Source organism: Virgibacillus carmonensis (assembly GCF_057836705.1).
Map to the genome: position 1 here is coordinate 45,107 of NZ_JBYQFJ010000014.1, position 16,398 is coordinate 61,504.

At 33.2% G+C, this 16,398-nt stretch carries 15 protein-coding genes; all 15 read right to left on the reverse strand.

Annotated features, from left to right (window positions below; translation table 11 throughout):
• Positions 1-6: 6 nt before the first annotated feature.
• The 15 genes from AC3G7N_RS12345 to AC3G7N_RS12415 all read right to left on the reverse strand — a co-directional run bounded on the left by AC3G7N_RS12345 (position 7) and on the right by AC3G7N_RS12415 (position 16,395).
• Positions 7-144 (reverse strand): paeninodin family lasso peptide, encoded by a 138-nt coding sequence (locus AC3G7N_RS12345; protein ID WP_152640134.1) that lies wholly within the window; start codon positions 142-144, stop codon positions 7-9.
• A gap of 12 nt (positions 145-156) precedes the next feature.
• Positions 157-2,091, reverse strand: a complete 1,935-nt coding sequence (locus AC3G7N_RS12350) for an asparagine synthase-related protein (RefSeq protein WP_489422464.1) — start codon at positions 2,089-2,091, stop codon at positions 157-159.
• Between the two features lie 196 nt (positions 2,092-2,287).
• Positions 2,288-4,078, reverse strand: coding sequence for an ABC transporter ATP-binding protein (locus tag AC3G7N_RS12355; protein WP_489422465.1), 1,791 nt, complete (start codon positions 4,076-4,078; stop codon positions 2,288-2,290).
• A gap of 17 nt (positions 4,079-4,095) precedes the next feature.
• Positions 4,096-5,133 carry a glycosyltransferase gene (locus AC3G7N_RS12360; protein ID WP_489422466.1) on the reverse strand — a complete coding sequence of 346 codons (1,038 nt, stop codon included), beginning with the start codon at positions 5,131-5,133 and terminating at the stop codon, positions 4,096-4,098.
• Positions 5,134-5,207: 74 nt separating this feature from the next.
• The gene (locus AC3G7N_RS12365; protein WP_489422467.1) at positions 5,208-6,302 is read right to left on the reverse strand and encodes a polysaccharide pyruvyl transferase family protein; all 1,095 of its coding nucleotides are present in this window, start codon (positions 6,300-6,302) and stop codon (positions 5,208-5,210) included.
• A gap of 31 nt (positions 6,303-6,333) precedes the next feature.
• The gene (locus AC3G7N_RS12370) at positions 6,334-7,530 is read right to left on the reverse strand and encodes a glycosyltransferase (RefSeq protein WP_489422468.1); all 1,197 of its coding nucleotides are present in this window, start codon (positions 7,528-7,530) and stop codon (positions 6,334-6,336) included.
• A gap of 14 nt (positions 7,531-7,544) precedes the next feature.
• A complete protein-coding gene (locus AC3G7N_RS12375) occupies positions 7,545-8,735 on the reverse strand; it encodes a glycosyltransferase (RefSeq protein ID WP_489422469.1) in 1,191 nt (396 codons plus the stop codon).
• Positions 8,736-8,757: 22 nt separating this feature from the next.
• The gene (locus tag AC3G7N_RS12380; RefSeq protein WP_489422470.1) at positions 8,758-10,233 is read right to left on the reverse strand and encodes a hypothetical protein; all 1,476 of its coding nucleotides are present in this window, start codon (positions 10,231-10,233) and stop codon (positions 8,758-8,760) included.
• Complete coding sequence (locus AC3G7N_RS12385; RefSeq protein ID WP_489422471.1) at positions 10,226-11,266, reverse strand: glycosyltransferase family 2 protein; 1,041 nt, start codon at positions 11,264-11,266, stop codon at positions 10,226-10,228. Before AC3G7N_RS12385 ends, AC3G7N_RS12380 begins: the two co-directional genes overlap by 8 nt.
• 12 nt (positions 11,267-11,278) lie before the next feature.
• On the reverse strand, positions 11,279-12,457 hold the full coding sequence (locus tag AC3G7N_RS12390) for a glycosyltransferase (RefSeq protein ID WP_489422472.1): 1,179 nt from the start codon (positions 12,455-12,457) through the stop codon (positions 11,279-11,281).
• Entirely contained in the window at positions 12,429-13,583 is a 1,155-nt protein-coding gene (locus tag AC3G7N_RS12395) for a glycosyltransferase family 1 protein (RefSeq protein WP_489422473.1), read from the reverse strand. The genes AC3G7N_RS12390 and AC3G7N_RS12395 overlap by 29 nt, the downstream gene beginning before the upstream one ends.
• 25 nt (positions 13,584-13,608) lie before the next feature.
• Positions 13,609-13,950, reverse strand: coding sequence for a helix-turn-helix domain-containing protein (locus tag AC3G7N_RS12400; protein ID WP_489422474.1), 342 nt, complete (start codon positions 13,948-13,950; stop codon positions 13,609-13,611).
• 4 nt (positions 13,951-13,954) lie between these two features.
• Positions 13,955-15,145: a DegT/DnrJ/EryC1/StrS family aminotransferase gene (locus tag AC3G7N_RS12405; protein WP_489422475.1), complete on the reverse strand. Its 1,191-nt coding sequence runs from the start codon at positions 15,143-15,145 to the stop codon at positions 13,955-13,957.
• 28 nt (positions 15,146-15,173) lie between these two features.
• On the reverse strand, positions 15,174-15,806 hold the full coding sequence (locus AC3G7N_RS12410) for an acetyltransferase (RefSeq protein WP_489422476.1): 633 nt from the start codon (positions 15,804-15,806) through the stop codon (positions 15,174-15,176).
• Position 15,807: 1 nt separating this feature from the next.
• Positions 15,808-16,395 (reverse strand): sugar transferase, encoded by a 588-nt coding sequence (locus AC3G7N_RS12415; protein WP_489422477.1) that lies wholly within the window; start codon positions 16,393-16,395, stop codon positions 15,808-15,810.
• Positions 16,396-16,398 lie beyond the last annotated feature (3 nt).

Consider the following 16,398-nt stretch of genomic DNA (forward strand, 5'->3'; position numbering starts at 1 on the left):
TATTTATTAACTGTAATGAACAACATCGTCTTCCATTGCGTCAGGATCAGGTTGAACCTCATCTGGGTAATGTAATCCTGGTCCCGCCATAGTCATATTAATATCAAGTACCTCTAATAATGGCTTACTCCATGTCTTTTTCATGTATTCACCTCCTTAGAAAGTTTTTTTAATAAATCGATACACAATTAAACTTCGCATTAGTAACTTGAATTCTGAATCAAGTATAAGTTCCGGCTTTGGATTTTCCTTTACTTTTGACATTGCAGATTTAATTATATTCAGATTAAGATATTCAGCCATTGCCGGGTCCGTGGTAATACTTTGGAATTCATTTATCAATTCGGACCACTGTGGAAGCAGTCTTTGGATACCATCTACTCCCTGTGCTCCTTTTACCAAGTGATTTAACCTCACTTTATCAGGTAAGATATTTTTAGTTACCCTACGAATTAGTGATCGATCCACGCCCCTTTGAATATACTGCGAATCTGGTACAGATAAACAAAACCGGACAACCCGGAGGTCATTCGTTGGATCACGGTTCCAGATTGAGTTTCTCAAGGAAAACTTTGTATCAACTGTTCCATTACTCCGATAAAATAGTTTCTCAAACTGATTTTCTCTAGCTCCAAAGGTACTTGGTAAGATAGAACCTGTTTCATCTATACCAAAATTTTGTATCCTTTCAAATACGTTTGTTCTTTCAGCGAATGCTGGATTAATTAACATCGGTATGGAAGGCTCTGATCTAAAGCTGAATTTATTTTTTATCGATGGAAATGTTTTTTTTCCTATAACTGAGAATACCCTTTTTCTTCCTGTTCCTTTAACATGAATAAATGCATTTATTTCTCTGTTTAGATTTATCCAACGAAGACTCCTGAATAGCTTCGTATAATAATCTAAAGCATTTCCCCACGAAATAGTATAATTACCCCGCGATCCATTTAAAAGCACCTTCACCCCCTGTTGGCTAGCTACTTCATATATTCCAGAAATCCAATAGGAGTTTTCAAAAAATTTATATGGCTTTTCAAGTACATCCAACCATTCATCCATTACAGTTAATGGACTTCTATCGGGAAAACTTAGATAGTTTGGTTTAATATTTCCGACATGATTAACAGTTGATTTAATAAAAGGTCTCTCATCTGCTAATTTACTTTTTGGGGTCCAGTCTTCGAAACCATCCATCGGAACATAGCTGAACGTGTGTAATTCTTTTTTATTTTTTTCTAGGGCTTTTGCGGCAAAACCAACAACAGAACCAGAATCTAATCCTCCACTTAAGCGTGATCCTACCTTATGATTAGTTCGCAAATAACTATTGACCACATTTCCAAATAGTTCTTTAAAGGCTTCCTCGTACTCGGTATTTGACTTTAAATTTAATTTATATTTCGTAGTTAATGTGTTGTATCTTGAAAGAGTAACATTACCTTTAATTACTGATATCGTGTGTGACGGAGGAATTTGATCTATCCCTTTATACACAGTTGAAGATGGATCCACAGTATCAAACATATCCGGAATAGCGAGAAAGTCTGCAAGCCACTGTTCGTTTAAACTTTTCTCCACATATGGCAATGACAATAATGATTGCATCACTGTACAAAAAGCAAAACGATGATGTTTATTGTAATAATAAAGGGTTCTTGCACCTGAAAAGTCCCTAGCACCAAATAACTTTTGTCTTCGCTCATCCCAAATCATAAACGCAAAGTCTCCTACTAAATGTTTTGCTACCTCATCTCCCCATTTAGAATACGCTAATAAAATTAATTGACTATCTGGCATGGTTTTTCTTTTAAATTTCTTAACCTGCAATTTATGAAATAATTCGTCACGATTATCGATAATGGCATCAGCTGTAATTGATAACTGCCTTTCATAGTCATAATAAGGAAGTGGCTCTCCAACCGATTCGGGAGTTATCCATAGCGCATGGCATCCAAGAAAGACGTTCTTTTGTTGCCAAATTTGTACGTCATCAGCAGGGAACTTCTGAAGAGCTTGCATCATGCCATTGCTTTGCTCGTTAGATATAGGTTCATTATTACTATTGTAAATCCCAGCTATGGCGCTCATAATTTTCTCTCCCACATTAAAGGTTATTCTTAATAAAGAACAATAAAGGTAACAATTACCACAAAAACATTTCTTCAGACACTTTGAGTACTGTTTTATGGTTCAATCATTAAGTTCTATATAAAGAACGATATCACACATAATTAATATGCACAAGTGAAAGTTTAATTATCATCATAAAAATGGTTTATTTTGACTACATTACAGATTTCTCTAATTGATTATCAGTGGCTACAAGCCTTCCATTACTAATTTTAAATACAATATCGCAATTTTCTATTGTACTCAATCTATGCGCTATAATGATCAATGTCTTCCCACCTTTTAAACCATCAATTGCCTTCATAATTTCTTTTTCAGTTTCATTATCTAATGCTGATGTTGCTTCATCCATAAATAATATCTCGGGGTTATGATATAATGCTCGAGCGATTCCTATCCGTTGGCTCTGCCCCCCTGATAAGCGAACTCCCCTTTCTCCAACAGATGTATCCAATTGTTCTGGAAGTGCTTCAACAAGCTCTTTCAATTGAGCCTGATCTAATGCTCTCCACACTTCATCATCATCAATTTGTCCGCTATCTATTCCAAACGCAACATTGCAACGGACGGAATCATCTGATAGAAATATAGATTGAGGGATATACCCTATTTTTTGTTGCCATAAAGTTTTTAGTTCATACAAGTTTTTACCATCTATCAAAACTTGCCCTTTTTCTGGACTAAATAGCCCCAATATTATATCAACAAGTGTTGTTTTTCCAGCACCAGATTCCCCTATAAACGCAACTGATTGACCAATTGGAATTGTTAAAGATATATCCTGTACTGAAAATTCCTTCTGATTAGGATAACGAAAAGAGACTTCATTTAATTTTAATGAATCAATAAATGCTCTGTTACCTTTATTATTCACAATGGTTTCTGTTTCATTTCTCTTATTAATAGTTGTGAAATTATCGTTATTCATAAACAAATCATCATAGACAACTTTTAGCGCAGGTTGACTATACCGAATAGTTGTTATAAGCGCGACTACACGTGTAATGGAAGGCATTAAGCGAAAAGCTGCCATAGCAAAAAGCGCCATTGTTGACACAAGTTGGGTAGTGCTTGTTCCTTGGTACACTACGATTAGCATTGTTATAAGAACAATAGATACCAATAACGTTTCTATAAAAAGTCTTGGTACTTGCTCCAACATCTTCATATACCTACTATTGTTCGCCTTAATTTGGCTTTGGCCGGTGTAAGCTTTAATAAAGTAATTTTCTTTCCCTGACACTTTAACTTCTTTTCCTGCTCCTAATCCTTGATTCACCCATTTGATCATCGTTCCGTTAACTTTTTGTTGTTCTTCACCTAAATAACTGATTTTTTTACGAAGAATTGCAAAAAACAAAAAAACACTTCCACCTAATAAAATAGTAGCTACTATTGTTGCAACTGGGGCTGTCACTAAAAGCAATACTAAAATGCAAGTTGTCACAAGAATTTCCGTAAATAACTGAAATCCCGATATGACTATTCCTTGAAACACCTTAGATACTTCTCCATTCACATTACGTAATAGATCTGCTGTATTTCGTTGTAAATGGAAAGTGTATGGTTTAATCAAATATTCTTTAAACAAATCACGTGATAACTTAACTTGTTGATTTAAGATGACTCTAAATTGTGCATAGTTAAAAAGAAGTAAGTATAGGTTTTTTAAAAGAAATACTATCAGTAATAGTACTACGGAGAATATGATAAACGATGTTGTTGATTGGAAATTAAACAAATCGTATATATACGATAAAACTGCTTGTTCTTGAATGATATCGGGATTTGTTACAATTCCAACAAAAGGAACAATTAACCCTATTCCTACTGTCTCAAATAAAGCTGCTAGTATCATCATAAAAAACAAAATTAATAACTTTTTCTTTTCTCTTTTATTAAAGAGAATTAGTATTTTTTTTACAATACCCTTCAATTTGTTCACTCCTTTTTAATTTATTATTACCCATCCATACTGTTCACATAAGATTGGAACTTATTTTTAGCAAGTACAAACCTATAAAAAATAGTTACATTTCTTTGAATACAGATTAATTTAAGGGCCTTGTAGTACAAAGATGGACATCTATAAATTAATATGTCTTTATAGAATTCCTCATCATTCATAATTGATGATAAAATATTAAGTTTTTTATTTAATGTTAAGGTACTGTTTACCACATCATTCATATAGGATAAAGTAACGCCAGCATAGTAACTTTTTACATTATTCTTATAAATTTCAAGATTATACTCAATGCATATATCAATTAAGAAGTTTTTGTTATCATAAATGTATTCATATAGGTTTTCTCTAAAGGTTCGTGTTAAAGAATCACTATTGCGTAAATAGTAATTGTATAGCGGCTGCTCAAGATAAACTAAACTCTTTATTACTTTTAACAACTTAAAATTTAGTCTTGCATCTTCACTATGATGTTTACCTTCTTCGAATCTTATATCACAATCTCTGAATATTGCCCCTCTATAAAGCTTGTTGAAACAAGGTACCAAACTATAAGTTTTATTGTTTAGTATGGATGGGATTATATAATCTTTAATTGACTTTTGACTTACGACACAATTACCCCTCCCCCAAATGGAGGATTGGGAGTTAGTATTATGTACTAAATTAACTGTTTTAATAGGGCAAACAACTATGTCCGCTTGAAATTCCAATGCATTTTCATACAATAATTCATACATATTTGGTTCAATAGTATCATCCGGATCAACAAATGCTATATAACTTCCTACTGCCATATTTATCCCTCTATTACGAGCTGAAGAAACTCCCCCATTATTCTTATGTATTACCTTAACCCGTGAGTCAATTTTAGAGTAATAATCACATATTTCTCCACATTTATCTGGAGATCCATCATTAACAAGTATAAGTTCAAAATCAGAAAATGTTTGTGCTAATATGGATTCTAAACAAGCTGATAAGTAATTCTCAACATTATAAATTGGTACAATTATACTAATAACTGGCTTCATATTTTCTCACTTCATTTCTCTAAGACTTAATAAAACTGGAGTAAAACGTTCGTATCCCACGTATAATATAATTTCTATTGATTTGTAATGAATAAGTCTAGTTTTTTAAATTGATTCCTAGATTCTAAACACACTTTTTCTTTATTAAATTTATTTGGTCTGGCTTTTACAGCATTTTTGTTTAGTTTTTCTAACTCCCTTATAAAACAACAATTTCCTTCTAAATCTAGATCCTTCAGTACGTTATATGTTTTGTCACTGTAAATAATAGGGAACACACTTTGATTATAAAGAAGTCCTAATATTATAGAATGAAACCTGGTTCCAACTATAAATTCACAAGCTTGGAATTTTGCAAGAAATATTTCAAAATCACCATTATAGTTTACTATTTCTATACTATTCCTATAATCTTCTTTCACCCTACTTTTTATATGATTAACAGTGATTAAATCTCCTTCTTTTTCACAAAAAGAAAATAATTTAATCTTATAACCAAGCTTAATATTATGTTCAACTAGCTCAATCATCTTATTGTTATAAGTTTGAAAATGTTTTTTCAAATCATTTCTTTTTTCTAAATTAATTAATGAGAAGCCTACACTTTTTTCTGTGGAGTTAGACTTTTTTGTTTCCAGGTTAAAAACAACGTCTGGTGCAACTCTTACATTATCAAATTCTTTAAAGATATTATAAGAATAGTTATCTCTAAAACAAATATCATCAAACGATGAAAAATATTTATTATGAGAATCAACAAACTTCTTATCTTTAAAAGGACCAAAATTAGCCCCTATAATAAATGATTTCTTTTTTAACCTGTTAAATTCACCAGGTAATACTCTCCTTTTAGTCAAAGCCTCTTCCCATCCTATCTCTTCCATAAATATAGATCCTCCTATATTTAAAAGGGCATCATATTTTTTATACTTTAATAATAGTTTATTTATTTTGTGGAAAGCATCGATTTTGCGTATCCCGAAGAAATTCACGCTCATACTTTTTAGTGTTTTTACATTTTTATAGTTTTTAAAAATTCCATTGTATCTGGTATTTGATGTAAGTAAATACCAATCTACAGTAGGATATCTATCAAATAATACTTTTAAAAATAAATCATCCCCCAAGTTTTGAGAAAAGTAAGCATTTACTAAAATTTTCTTTTTCAATTTCTTCCACCTCTGTTTTCATAAAATTGATCTAGTAATTCTTTACGATTTCAAAAAGTTTTTCTAGTTCAATAGTTGAATTGATTCTTTCCTTATCTAGGTTATTGGTAAAGATGTTACATAACTTTTTATTCTTTATTAGTTTCTTTACACCTTCAAGTAATTCAATTTCATTTATGTCTACAACAAGACCTGTCTTTTCATTTTTAATTTGTTCTTTTGCCCCAGTAAAATTAGTGGTGACTATTGGTTTTTGAAGAGCCTTTGCTTCAGCCAGCGTAATACAATATCCCTCATGCCTAGATGGTTGAACATATATATCACACTGATCCATGTATGGATATGGATTGGGATCTGAACCTAACAAGATAAACTTATCCTGGAGATTATATTCGTTTATTAACTTTTCATATTTACTTTGTGAGCTACCTTCACCTAAGCAATACCATTTGACTTTATATCCTTCCTTTACAAGCCTGCCTAACACTCGTATAGCTAAATCCTGGCCCTTTTCAGTTGTTAACCTACCAACAGTTAAGATCCTTACCCCTTCAAAATTATCAATAAATCCTTTTCCTTCTTTTGATTGATCCTGAATTACTTTCGGAGACACCATATTTAGAAAAACTTCAGTGTTTTTTTTTATTGTCGGAACTAATTCAATAAGTTTATTCTTTGCTTCATTAGAGACAACAAAAATCTTATCGAACTTTTTGTATAGCTTAGTCGCAAAGTTTTCGTCGAATCCTATTTTAGTAACATCAAAATGGATCCATTGAATTTTCTTTTTTGCCTTTATTTTATGGATAATAAAATAGCTTATGAAGTCCATTGGACCAGCATAAGCTACAGCAATATCATATTCATTTTTAAAGTTACGAACATCCTTTAGGATATATTTTAAAAAAACACTTTTATTTTTACTTACTTTAGATATTAGGTATATTAAGAGTAAATTAAATCCTTTTATTACGTGACCCGTTTTAAATAAGCTTTTGACCACTTCTCTTGGTGGCTTATTCAGTGAATCTTGTAATTCTTTATATTCCTTTACATACTCTACATGCACCTCACTTGGTATTGAAGCTAAAAATCCCCCATATTTCTCTAACATTAATATTGTGATCTCATATTCACTCTTCGGAATCTCTGAAATCATATTAAGTAAAGCCTTTTCTGTTCCACCTACATTCATATTTATGAGCATGAAAACTATTTTTTTCTTCATTATTTTACTCACTTTCATCCAATTAATTGATAAAACTTTTCGACTTCTTCAATGTTACCTTTTTTTTCACCCCTTAGATATTGAATTATAGTCTCTCTTAATTCTTTATCATTTATTAATTTCATTATTCCATCTGAGACTGCTTCTGGATTCATATCAACTACAATGCCGTTCTTTCCTTCTACCATCTGAGCGTATACTGCATCAAATCTTGTGGTGATAACTGGTACATTAAGCATTCGTGCTTCTGCAATTGCTAAACCAAATCCTTCAAATTTTGAGGTCTGTACATAGATGTCTGCATTTTTAATGAACGGATAGGGATTTGATCTAGTACCCAATAATATAAAGTGCTGGGTTAAATTGTTTTTATTTATAAATTCTTCTATTTCTTTGTGTTGAGGACCTTTTCCTAATACGTACCATCTGAAATTGATACCATTCTCTTTCAGCTTTTTACACGCATTTAAAGCTATATCATAACCTTTTTGATAATCAAGTCTACCTATAGTAAGGATTTTTACACCTGTAAAATTATCATCATAACTTTTTCCTATATTAGCCATTTCAACTATTAAATCCGGATTATTTATATCGTGAATCACTCCCACCTTTTCTGAACAATCGGGGAAGGTTTCCAAGAATATTTCCTTTGTTGTATCAGAAACAGCAACTATTTCATTATATTTATCATAAAAATCTTTTTGGAACGTTTTATCTTGTTCTTTCAATTTATAACTAACATTTACCCAAGCAAACTTCTTCTTCGCGCTTACTTTGTCAGCTATATAAAAAGTAGGGACACCTTGTGCGTAACTGATAGCAACATCATAGTATTTAGAGTTTTTTTCAATATTTTTAGAAATACTTTGCCAAAAAATCCTCGCTTTTTGTGAATTTTTATATTTTTTCTTTCGGATACCAGTAGAATATTTCACCCTTGAATAAAGCATTCTATAATTAGAGTTTTTTAAAGTGAAAATTAAAGATTCCTTTAAACCTAATCTTGTGTATTCTGTATACTTCAATGGCTTTAAAATAGTTACTTCTTTCGGGACTAAACTTTCAAGAATCGTTCCATGTGCAAAAAGCATTAAATCAACGGAGTACTTTGTGTAGTCCAATAATGACAACAAAGTTACTAAACTCTTCTCTGCACCTGCACAATCCAGTGAATCTATAGCAAATAATAATTTCTTTTTCATTTTATCAAGCTCCATTATTAGGTTATAGTTCTTCTTTTAACCTTTTGAAGAATGTCTTATATTTTAGTTTAATAGCTATTATTTTTAACTTAGCTATTTTCACTTTCTTTGTGAGGCTATACCACAACAATTCCATATTTATGTTACCAGGCCAGTCAGATAATAGGCTGTTGATCTTATGAATACCTTCTCTATCTTTAAAGGTGCGTTGCTTTTTCTTAATGCTTTTCACAGTATTTAATGCAGCAAATTTAATCCCTTCATAATAAAAATGATTTTCCGGATTAAAAATGATATCATCAACAGATTTTTTTATACTTAGCAATTCGTTATTATAGCTTCTAAGGCATTCAGAGTCTGAACCTTCTTCTAGTAAATTATGCCCATAATGGATAAAGTCTAAATTAAGAGACTCACGAATCCCGTATGCTGCCAGTACGGAATCCGAAGTGACACAAAAGCATTCATTATCGATAGTTTTATCATGTAAAAGTTGTTTGTACTCATTAATATTTCTTCTTAACTTTTCAAAAGAATCTGGTACGGCATTGTTCAAGAAATGTATACTATTTTCATTTAAAAACATTTGAGTTAGTCTAATCGTATCGTTGTGTGTTTTATTTATATAAAAAGAATTCTCACGGTTGCTATAAAGCCTAGTTAGTTCTTCATTTATTCTTGATAGTATTTCAAAATCCGTTGTTTCAAAAACAAAGACACTAATAGTTTCCAAACCATTAGCAAAAGAACTAAGCACAGTATTTAGATCTTGATAGTCATTATTAAATTCCCCATCTAGCTTCTCATTATTGTACAGTTGCATTATTAAATTTTTTGGACCTTCTTTTACTATCTTTATATCTTTTTCGTAATAAATAGATCCATGTTTGCTAAGTACTTCCTTAACATCCTGCTTTTTTTCAAGAGATTTCGGAAATAGAAGAACAACATATGTATCTTTTTTTAACTTACAATATTCATAAGCAATTGCATCTGCCCACTTAGTACGAAGACCTTTTTGCTTAAAAAATTCATGATTATAATTTACATCACTTGCGTTTAATCTAATGGTCTTTACTTTTTTATTATAAAGTAGTGCTGCTGTTAGCCGATGGGCACCATCAATTGGGACATTACTCTTATTGATAGGTAGTAATGATACCTTGTCATCAAAGCCATTTTCTTTTACAGATTTTAAGGTATCGTTAAAAGAAGTAACAAAAGATGCAATCCCTTTTTTTCCTGAATCATCATCTTCATCATACTTATTAAAGACCCAAATATGGTCTTCATAAAGTCTATAACCCCAACTACTATTAAACTTGTTTTCATGGAACTTCCCATAAATATACTTTGCCATGATATCGAATCTTCTGTGGTCAATTAATGTAAGTGGCTCAAATTCTAACTCTTCTTGATGACTGTAAATAGTTGTCTGATCTATTCGCTTTAGGTTTACTTTTCTTAATGTGTCAGCTTCTTTATTCAGATTAACCATATTGTTTCACCTGTTCCAATGCTTCTGGTTGTGAAAGTAACCTGGATTTCCTTAATCCCTTTCTTATTGCAAGGAAAAAGACATTAAAATATGGGTGTAACGTAAATAGCTGTAATTGCTGACTAAGTTGCTTATCATTGTCGGCCGCTTCCTTTAAAGCAATACAGTTAGTCTGGATATAAGACTGTATTTCTTTCCTATATATACCTCTTTTATCTTGATCTCTGTTTAGCAGCAATAAGTTATAGTGTATGAAGCACGTTTTTAACATCACCTTATATGACTCATTTATTAGTTCTTCGTAAAACGCTTCAATGAATCTATGTCTTTCTTTTAAACCCTTTATTATATCCAGATTCCTAAGGGTATAGGTTGCAACGATACTATCACTTCGTTGGTAATAGTAATACAACGGTCTGTGTAAAAGAACACAGCAATTCACCTTTTGCATTACCTTGTGTGCCCAAAATACATCCTCAAACAATACTCCTTGTTCGAATTGGATATCCTGGATGATTTCAGTTTTGTACAATTTCCCCCAAGCAAAGTTCTTCACTCGTTCGTTTATAACTAATTCATACATCAATGTTTTATTATCTAAAAGTGCGAATGATTCATGTTTCTTTTGATACCTGTTATCGATAAGTAATCTCTCATCATAGGCATAATAAAAAGCTGATTGAACGATATCAGCTTTATATGTATAACTACTATTCACCATGTCTTCGATCATTTTATTTTCTAACCAATCATCACTATCCACAAAAACGGTAAATTCTCCTGATACATGTTTCATTCCATGATTTCTTGCATCAGATAGCCCTCCATTCTTCTTATGAAGAACCTTTACTCGAGTATCCAACTTTCCATAGTAATCAGCGATAATTCCGCAATTATCTGGTGAACCATCATCAACTAAAATCACTTCTATATTCTTGTATGTTTGATTAAGAATGCTATCGACGCATCTGTGTATGTATTTTTCTACCTTATAGATAGGAACAACAACACTAACTTTCTCTCTTTGCAACATCTATTGTTCCTCCTAAACTAATTGGTATAGTTTCTCTAATTCTTCACCATTATGATAGTTATTCCTTGTGCAGTTAGTAGCCAGCTTTTCTCTAAACTCAGTGTTCAGATAGAGTTTTTCTATTCCATCCGCTATTCCTTCAACAGACAATTCACAAATATAGCCATCAAATCCATCTTTGACCTGACTTTGTGCAGTTGGATAATTGGTTATCATAACCGGCTTTGCTAGTATTTGAGCTTCACCGACAGTTACAGCTTTCCCCTCATACCTAGATGGCTGCACGTAAAGATCTGCCGCTTTCATAAATGGATACGGATTCGTCTTTTTTCCTAGAAGTATAAATGATTCATCCAAGTTGTTCTTAGCTATTAACTTCCGTAGCATTTCCTCATCTCCACCATACCCAACCACATACCAAGCGATATCATCATTGCCTCTATCTTTTAATACTTTTAAAGCCTTAACTGCATTGTCGATTCCCTTTGCATGTGATAATCTAGCTACCGTTATCACTTTAAACCGGGGATCTGCATGCATTGGATTTTCCATTTTTTCATTCGATAAGGTTGTCACAAAGTCGGGTGAGGTAATATTTTCAATGACCTTTACCTTTTTTTCTAAAATTGGATACTTAGAGATAAATGCATTTCTACAATCATTAGATACCGCTACAATATAATTAAATTTATTCCACATTTTTATGTCTATTTCTATATCCGTCTCTACTGTTGAAAAGTCAGTGTGTATCCAAGCGATTTTAGTTCTTGCTTTCACCTTTTCTGCAACAAAGTAATGTGGCCATAAGTAACTAATCGCCACATCGTAAGTCTTTTCTAACTTCGGTAAAAGTGGTAATGCGTACTTCCACATGTACTGCATTTGCTTATATCCACATTCTGATAAACTATCTGCAGTGGCTTTGTACTTCGCCAGAATCCTTGCCAGCCCCATTACAGGCTTTCCAGATTTCAAGATTTGTCCGATAGACATTCTAAACGTTTTATAGGTTTTGGATTCTTCAAGTAGATTTGGTCCATTTGGAAGCAAATCCATAAAATCACCTGTATGACTGTATAACATAAGATCTATTTTATAATTGTTGTAATCAAAGTTATTAAGCAAACTGATAAGACTTCTTTCAACTCCTCCAACCTCCATATCAAAGGAAGCGATTACTATATTTTTCATGCGCACCACCATCACTATACTTGTAGATATTCATCAAACTCGAAATTCCTTTAGTCAGTGAATATCCTTTTTTTTCAAATGTTTCTATAATTTTATCTGTATTTTTTTCTTTTTCATTTGCTACTTCTAGTATCCTCTGAGCCCAAACATCAGGTCCATCAACTAATGAAAGCTTTGAAACCAAGCCTATTTCCAGGTTTGCCTCTGGCTGAATGGCCTCTGATACCACACACGGCACTCCACTCGCCTGGGCTTCTAATAAAACTAGACCTAATCCTTCATATATAGATGGGAAAACAAATACATCCATACAATGCAGCATAGTTGATATGTTGTTTTGTATTCCTACAAACCTGATATTTTTGTGCAGATCCTCTTTTTTAGCTTCTTTTTCTACTTGTTGTCTTAAGTCCCCATCTCCCACTAACAACAACTTAATTGTAGGGTCTTTCTTGACAACACGTTTCATTACTTGTAATAAAAACGCATGATTTTTTGCTTCTATAAATCTTCCAATATGACCAATTACCAAACTAGTTCCAAATCCTTTTTCCACTTTGAATTTGGTAACTTCTATTTTTGGCTCTTTTAGAAATGTTACGTAATCAATTGGGTTTGGAAAATAGGAATATTTTTGTTTAGTTACTCCATTTACTCCAAATAAATATTTCCCCGCTCCATTACTACAGGCCAATAAATTCGTAGAAAAGGTGCTAATTATATAACGCATTAACGTAATGTAGCTTTTCCTTAAAAAACTAAAATCATCATCTGCAGTCGTGTGTGCATGGGCTATTCTTACTTTTGTACCTGCTATAAATGCAGCCATATTTGCAACTCCACAATGAAACAACGTATGTGCATGAACAACGTCATATGGTCCGTACTGTCTAATAACCTGATAAAGTTGTTTAACAGATTGCGTCTTCGATAACCTTATTACCCTCCCACCTAATCGTTCAATTTCCTTATCATAGTGTGCTTCTTGCTCGCTATAAGAAATAAAATCAAACGTTACTTTTTCACGGTCAATATTTCGATAGATATTCATTAACATCGTTTCTGTTCCTGCTCGATTCATTGCTCCAACAACATGAAGAACTCTCATTGATTTTGCGTCTTCCACTATCACTCCTCCTTATTACAGAAATTCACTTTCCTTCTAATTTATTTTTCTGCCATTTAGCAAATTCAATTACTGTTTTAAATTCCTGAAGTTGCTCTTTCTCTACACCAGATTCTTTTAGATCGTTTACAAAATCAAGCCATTCATTTTCTGGATAGGCATGGTATTCGGAATCAGTTTCTATCAATGTTCTGAGATCGACATCTAATACAGATGCTATTTTTTCCATGATTTGTACAGATGGATTTGTGTTAATGTTACGTTCAATGTTGCTCAAATAGGATTTAGATATAGTTGCGCGTATGGCGAGCTCAGACAATGTTAGCCCCTTACTTTTCCGTAATCCCTGTATGTTTTTTCCTATCATTCATCTATACCTCGTGTTTTCTTAAATAATATAATTCTCTATTGTTCTGCACGTGATTTACCGTATCCTTAAAACAGTGGATTACTCGATTTTGTTCTTCTTCCGTTAGACTTGATCCTGATGGAAGACATAATCCTGAATGAAATAGACTTTCTGCAACATTTTCTTCTCTATCATGTGGAAAGTATCTAACATCACTGAAAAGTGGCTGCATGTGAAGTGGTTTCCATACATGACGCGCTTCTATGTTTTCTGCATTTAGTGATTCCACTAATTGTTTAACAGACACTCCCAACTCTTCCTCTTTAATCGTTAAGGCAGTAAGCCACCGATTGGATCTAGTTCCTGTTAATTCAGGCATAAAGTCAATTCCATTTAAACCTGATAATGCATGATAATACCGCTCAAATATACGTCTTCTTGCCTTCACCCGATTTTCTAGCACCTTTAATTGTGCCCTTCCAACTCCAGCCAACAGATTACTCATTCGATAATTAAATCCGATTACACTATGCTGATAATAAGGCGCTGGGTCACGGGCCTGAGTTGCTAAAAAACGTGCCCGTTTCATTGCTTCTGTATCATCCGATACAAGCATCCCACCACCAGATGTTGTAATAATTTTGTTTCCATTAAAAGAATAAATTCCAAACTTGCCAAATGTACCACTCTGCTTACCTTTGTAAGTTGAGCCAAGTGATTCTGCGGCATCCTCAATAATTGGTACCTTATAGTAGTTACATATTAATTGAAGCTCATCCATCCTTGCACTTTGACCATATAAATTGACAATAATGATTGCCTTTGGAAGGTTTCCTTTAAGTGCAGCATCATTCAATGCTTTCCTAAGAGCAAAAGGTGACATATTCCATGTATCAGGTTCTGAATCAATAAATACTGGTTCAGCTCCTTGATATAAAATTGGATTAGCACTTGCAACAAAAGTAAGGGTGGAACAAAATACTGTATCTCCTTTTGTCACACCTAATAAAGAAAGAGCCAAATGAATTGCTGCAGTCCCAGAACTTAGGGCAACAGCTTCATCAGCTCCTACAAACGCTGCGATTTCTTTTTCAAACCCATCCACATTTGGTCCTAAGGGGGCAATCCAATTCGTTTTAAATGCATCCATAATATAATATTGTTCTCTCCCACTCATATGTGGCGGAGAAAGATGTATTCTGGGATTGGTCATATAAAACCACCATCTTTCCATCTAGATTTTATTTCATCAATATTCTTTCGATAATTTTTGTTGGACATCCTACAGCTTTGCTATAAGCTGGGATATGCTCTATTACTGTAGAGCCTGCTCCAATAACCGACCATCTACCAAGATGCATTCCCGGGATAATCGTTGCTGACGATCCAACATGTACTCCTTCACCAGTAGTCACATTTCCCGTCAACGTTGCATTTGGGGAAATATGGGTATAGTCTCCAATTTCATTGTCATGCTCCACGATTCCTCCCGTGTTGATGATACAATGCATGCCAACTTCAGCCTCGGCATTTATAACAGCATGAGGCATAATAACGGTTCCATATCCTATTGTGGCAGAGGTGCTTACAACTGCTGTCGGATGAATAACTGATACATAATGCTGCGGCAATAAATTTAGGGTTTTAACGATCTTTTTTCTAATGTCATTCCTTCCAATTGCAACCACGACTTTAGTATCGGCTTTAAGTAGTTTTCCTAAGAAAGAAATTGGAGCATGAATAATTCCTTTTTCTTGAAAGCCATGTTCATACTTATCATCCAAAATAGCTATAATTTTATTTGCCTTTGTAGAAAAAACCATTTCTTGTATGACCCTGCTATGTCCACCATTTCCCACCATTATTATTTTCATCTTATATCACTTCATTTGAACCTTTGAATTTTTCCATTGGCACGGAACCTTGGTGGTTAATACCTTCTTTTTTTAGAACTTTACTTATCGTAGAAAGCAAGATTTTAAAATCCAGAAGTGTGCTCCGATTTTTTACATACCATATGTCTAGGGTAAACTTTTCTGACCAGGTGACCTTATTTCTACCATTCACTTGTGCCCACCCAGTAATCCCTGGCTTTACATTATGTCGTAGCTCCTGTTCTTTCGAGTATAGTGACAAATACTCCATTAACAATGGCCGTGGTCCAACTAAGCTCATATCACCTTTCAGCACATTGATGAGTTGTGGAAGTTCATCCAAACTAAATTTCCTTAGGATTTTACCAAGGGCTGTTAGCCTTATTTGATCTGTCCCTTCACCATGTAAGTTGACCATTGTGCGAAACTTGTAAAGGTTAAAAGGCTTTCCATGTAATCCTGGTCTTTGCTGTGTAAAAACTATCGGGGCACCCATGTTAATTCTTACAATTAGTGCAACAATAACCATAATCGGTAAAAAGACCATTAACAGAAACAATGAAATGACTAAATCGATTACGTGTTTCAATAT

Excerpts from the sequence above, each read along its gene's own strand:
- AC3G7N_RS12405 (WP_489422475.1), bottom strand. The coding sequence starts at position 15,145 with ATGACCAATCCCAGAATACATCTTTCTCCGCCACATATGAGTGGGAGA.
- AC3G7N_RS12410 (WP_489422476.1), bottom strand. The coding sequence starts at position 15,806 with ATGAAAATAATAATGGTGGGAAATGGTGGACATAGCAGGGTCATACAA.
- AC3G7N_RS12360 (WP_489422466.1), bottom strand. The coding sequence starts at position 5,133 with ATGAAGCCAGTTATTAGTATAATTGTACCAATTTATAATGTTGAGAAT.
- AC3G7N_RS12370 (WP_489422468.1), bottom strand. The coding sequence starts at position 7,530 with ATGAAGAAAAAAATAGTTTTCATGCTCATAAATATGAATGTAGGTGGA.
- AC3G7N_RS12385 (WP_489422471.1), bottom strand. The coding sequence starts at position 11,266 with ATGTTGCAAAGAGAGAAAGTTAGTGTTGTTGTTCCTATCTATAAGGTA.
- AC3G7N_RS12380 (WP_489422470.1), bottom strand. The coding sequence starts at position 10,233 with ATGGTTAATCTGAATAAAGAAGCTGACACATTAAGAAAAGTAAACCTA.
- AC3G7N_RS12345 (WP_152640134.1), bottom strand. The coding sequence starts at position 144 with ATGAAAAAGACATGGAGTAAGCCATTATTAGAGGTACTTGATATTAAT.
- AC3G7N_RS12350 (WP_489422464.1), bottom strand. The coding sequence starts at position 2,091 with ATGAGCGCCATAGCTGGGATTTACAATAGTAATAATGAACCTATATCT.
- AC3G7N_RS12400 (WP_489422474.1), bottom strand. The coding sequence starts at position 13,950 with ATGATAGGAAAAAACATACAGGGATTACGGAAAAGTAAGGGGCTAACA.
- AC3G7N_RS12390 (WP_489422472.1), bottom strand. The coding sequence starts at position 12,457 with ATGAAAAATATAGTAATCGCTTCCTTTGATATGGAGGTTGGAGGAGTT.
- AC3G7N_RS12375 (WP_489422469.1), bottom strand. The coding sequence starts at position 8,735 with ATGAAAAAGAAATTATTATTTGCTATAGATTCACTGGATTGTGCAGGT.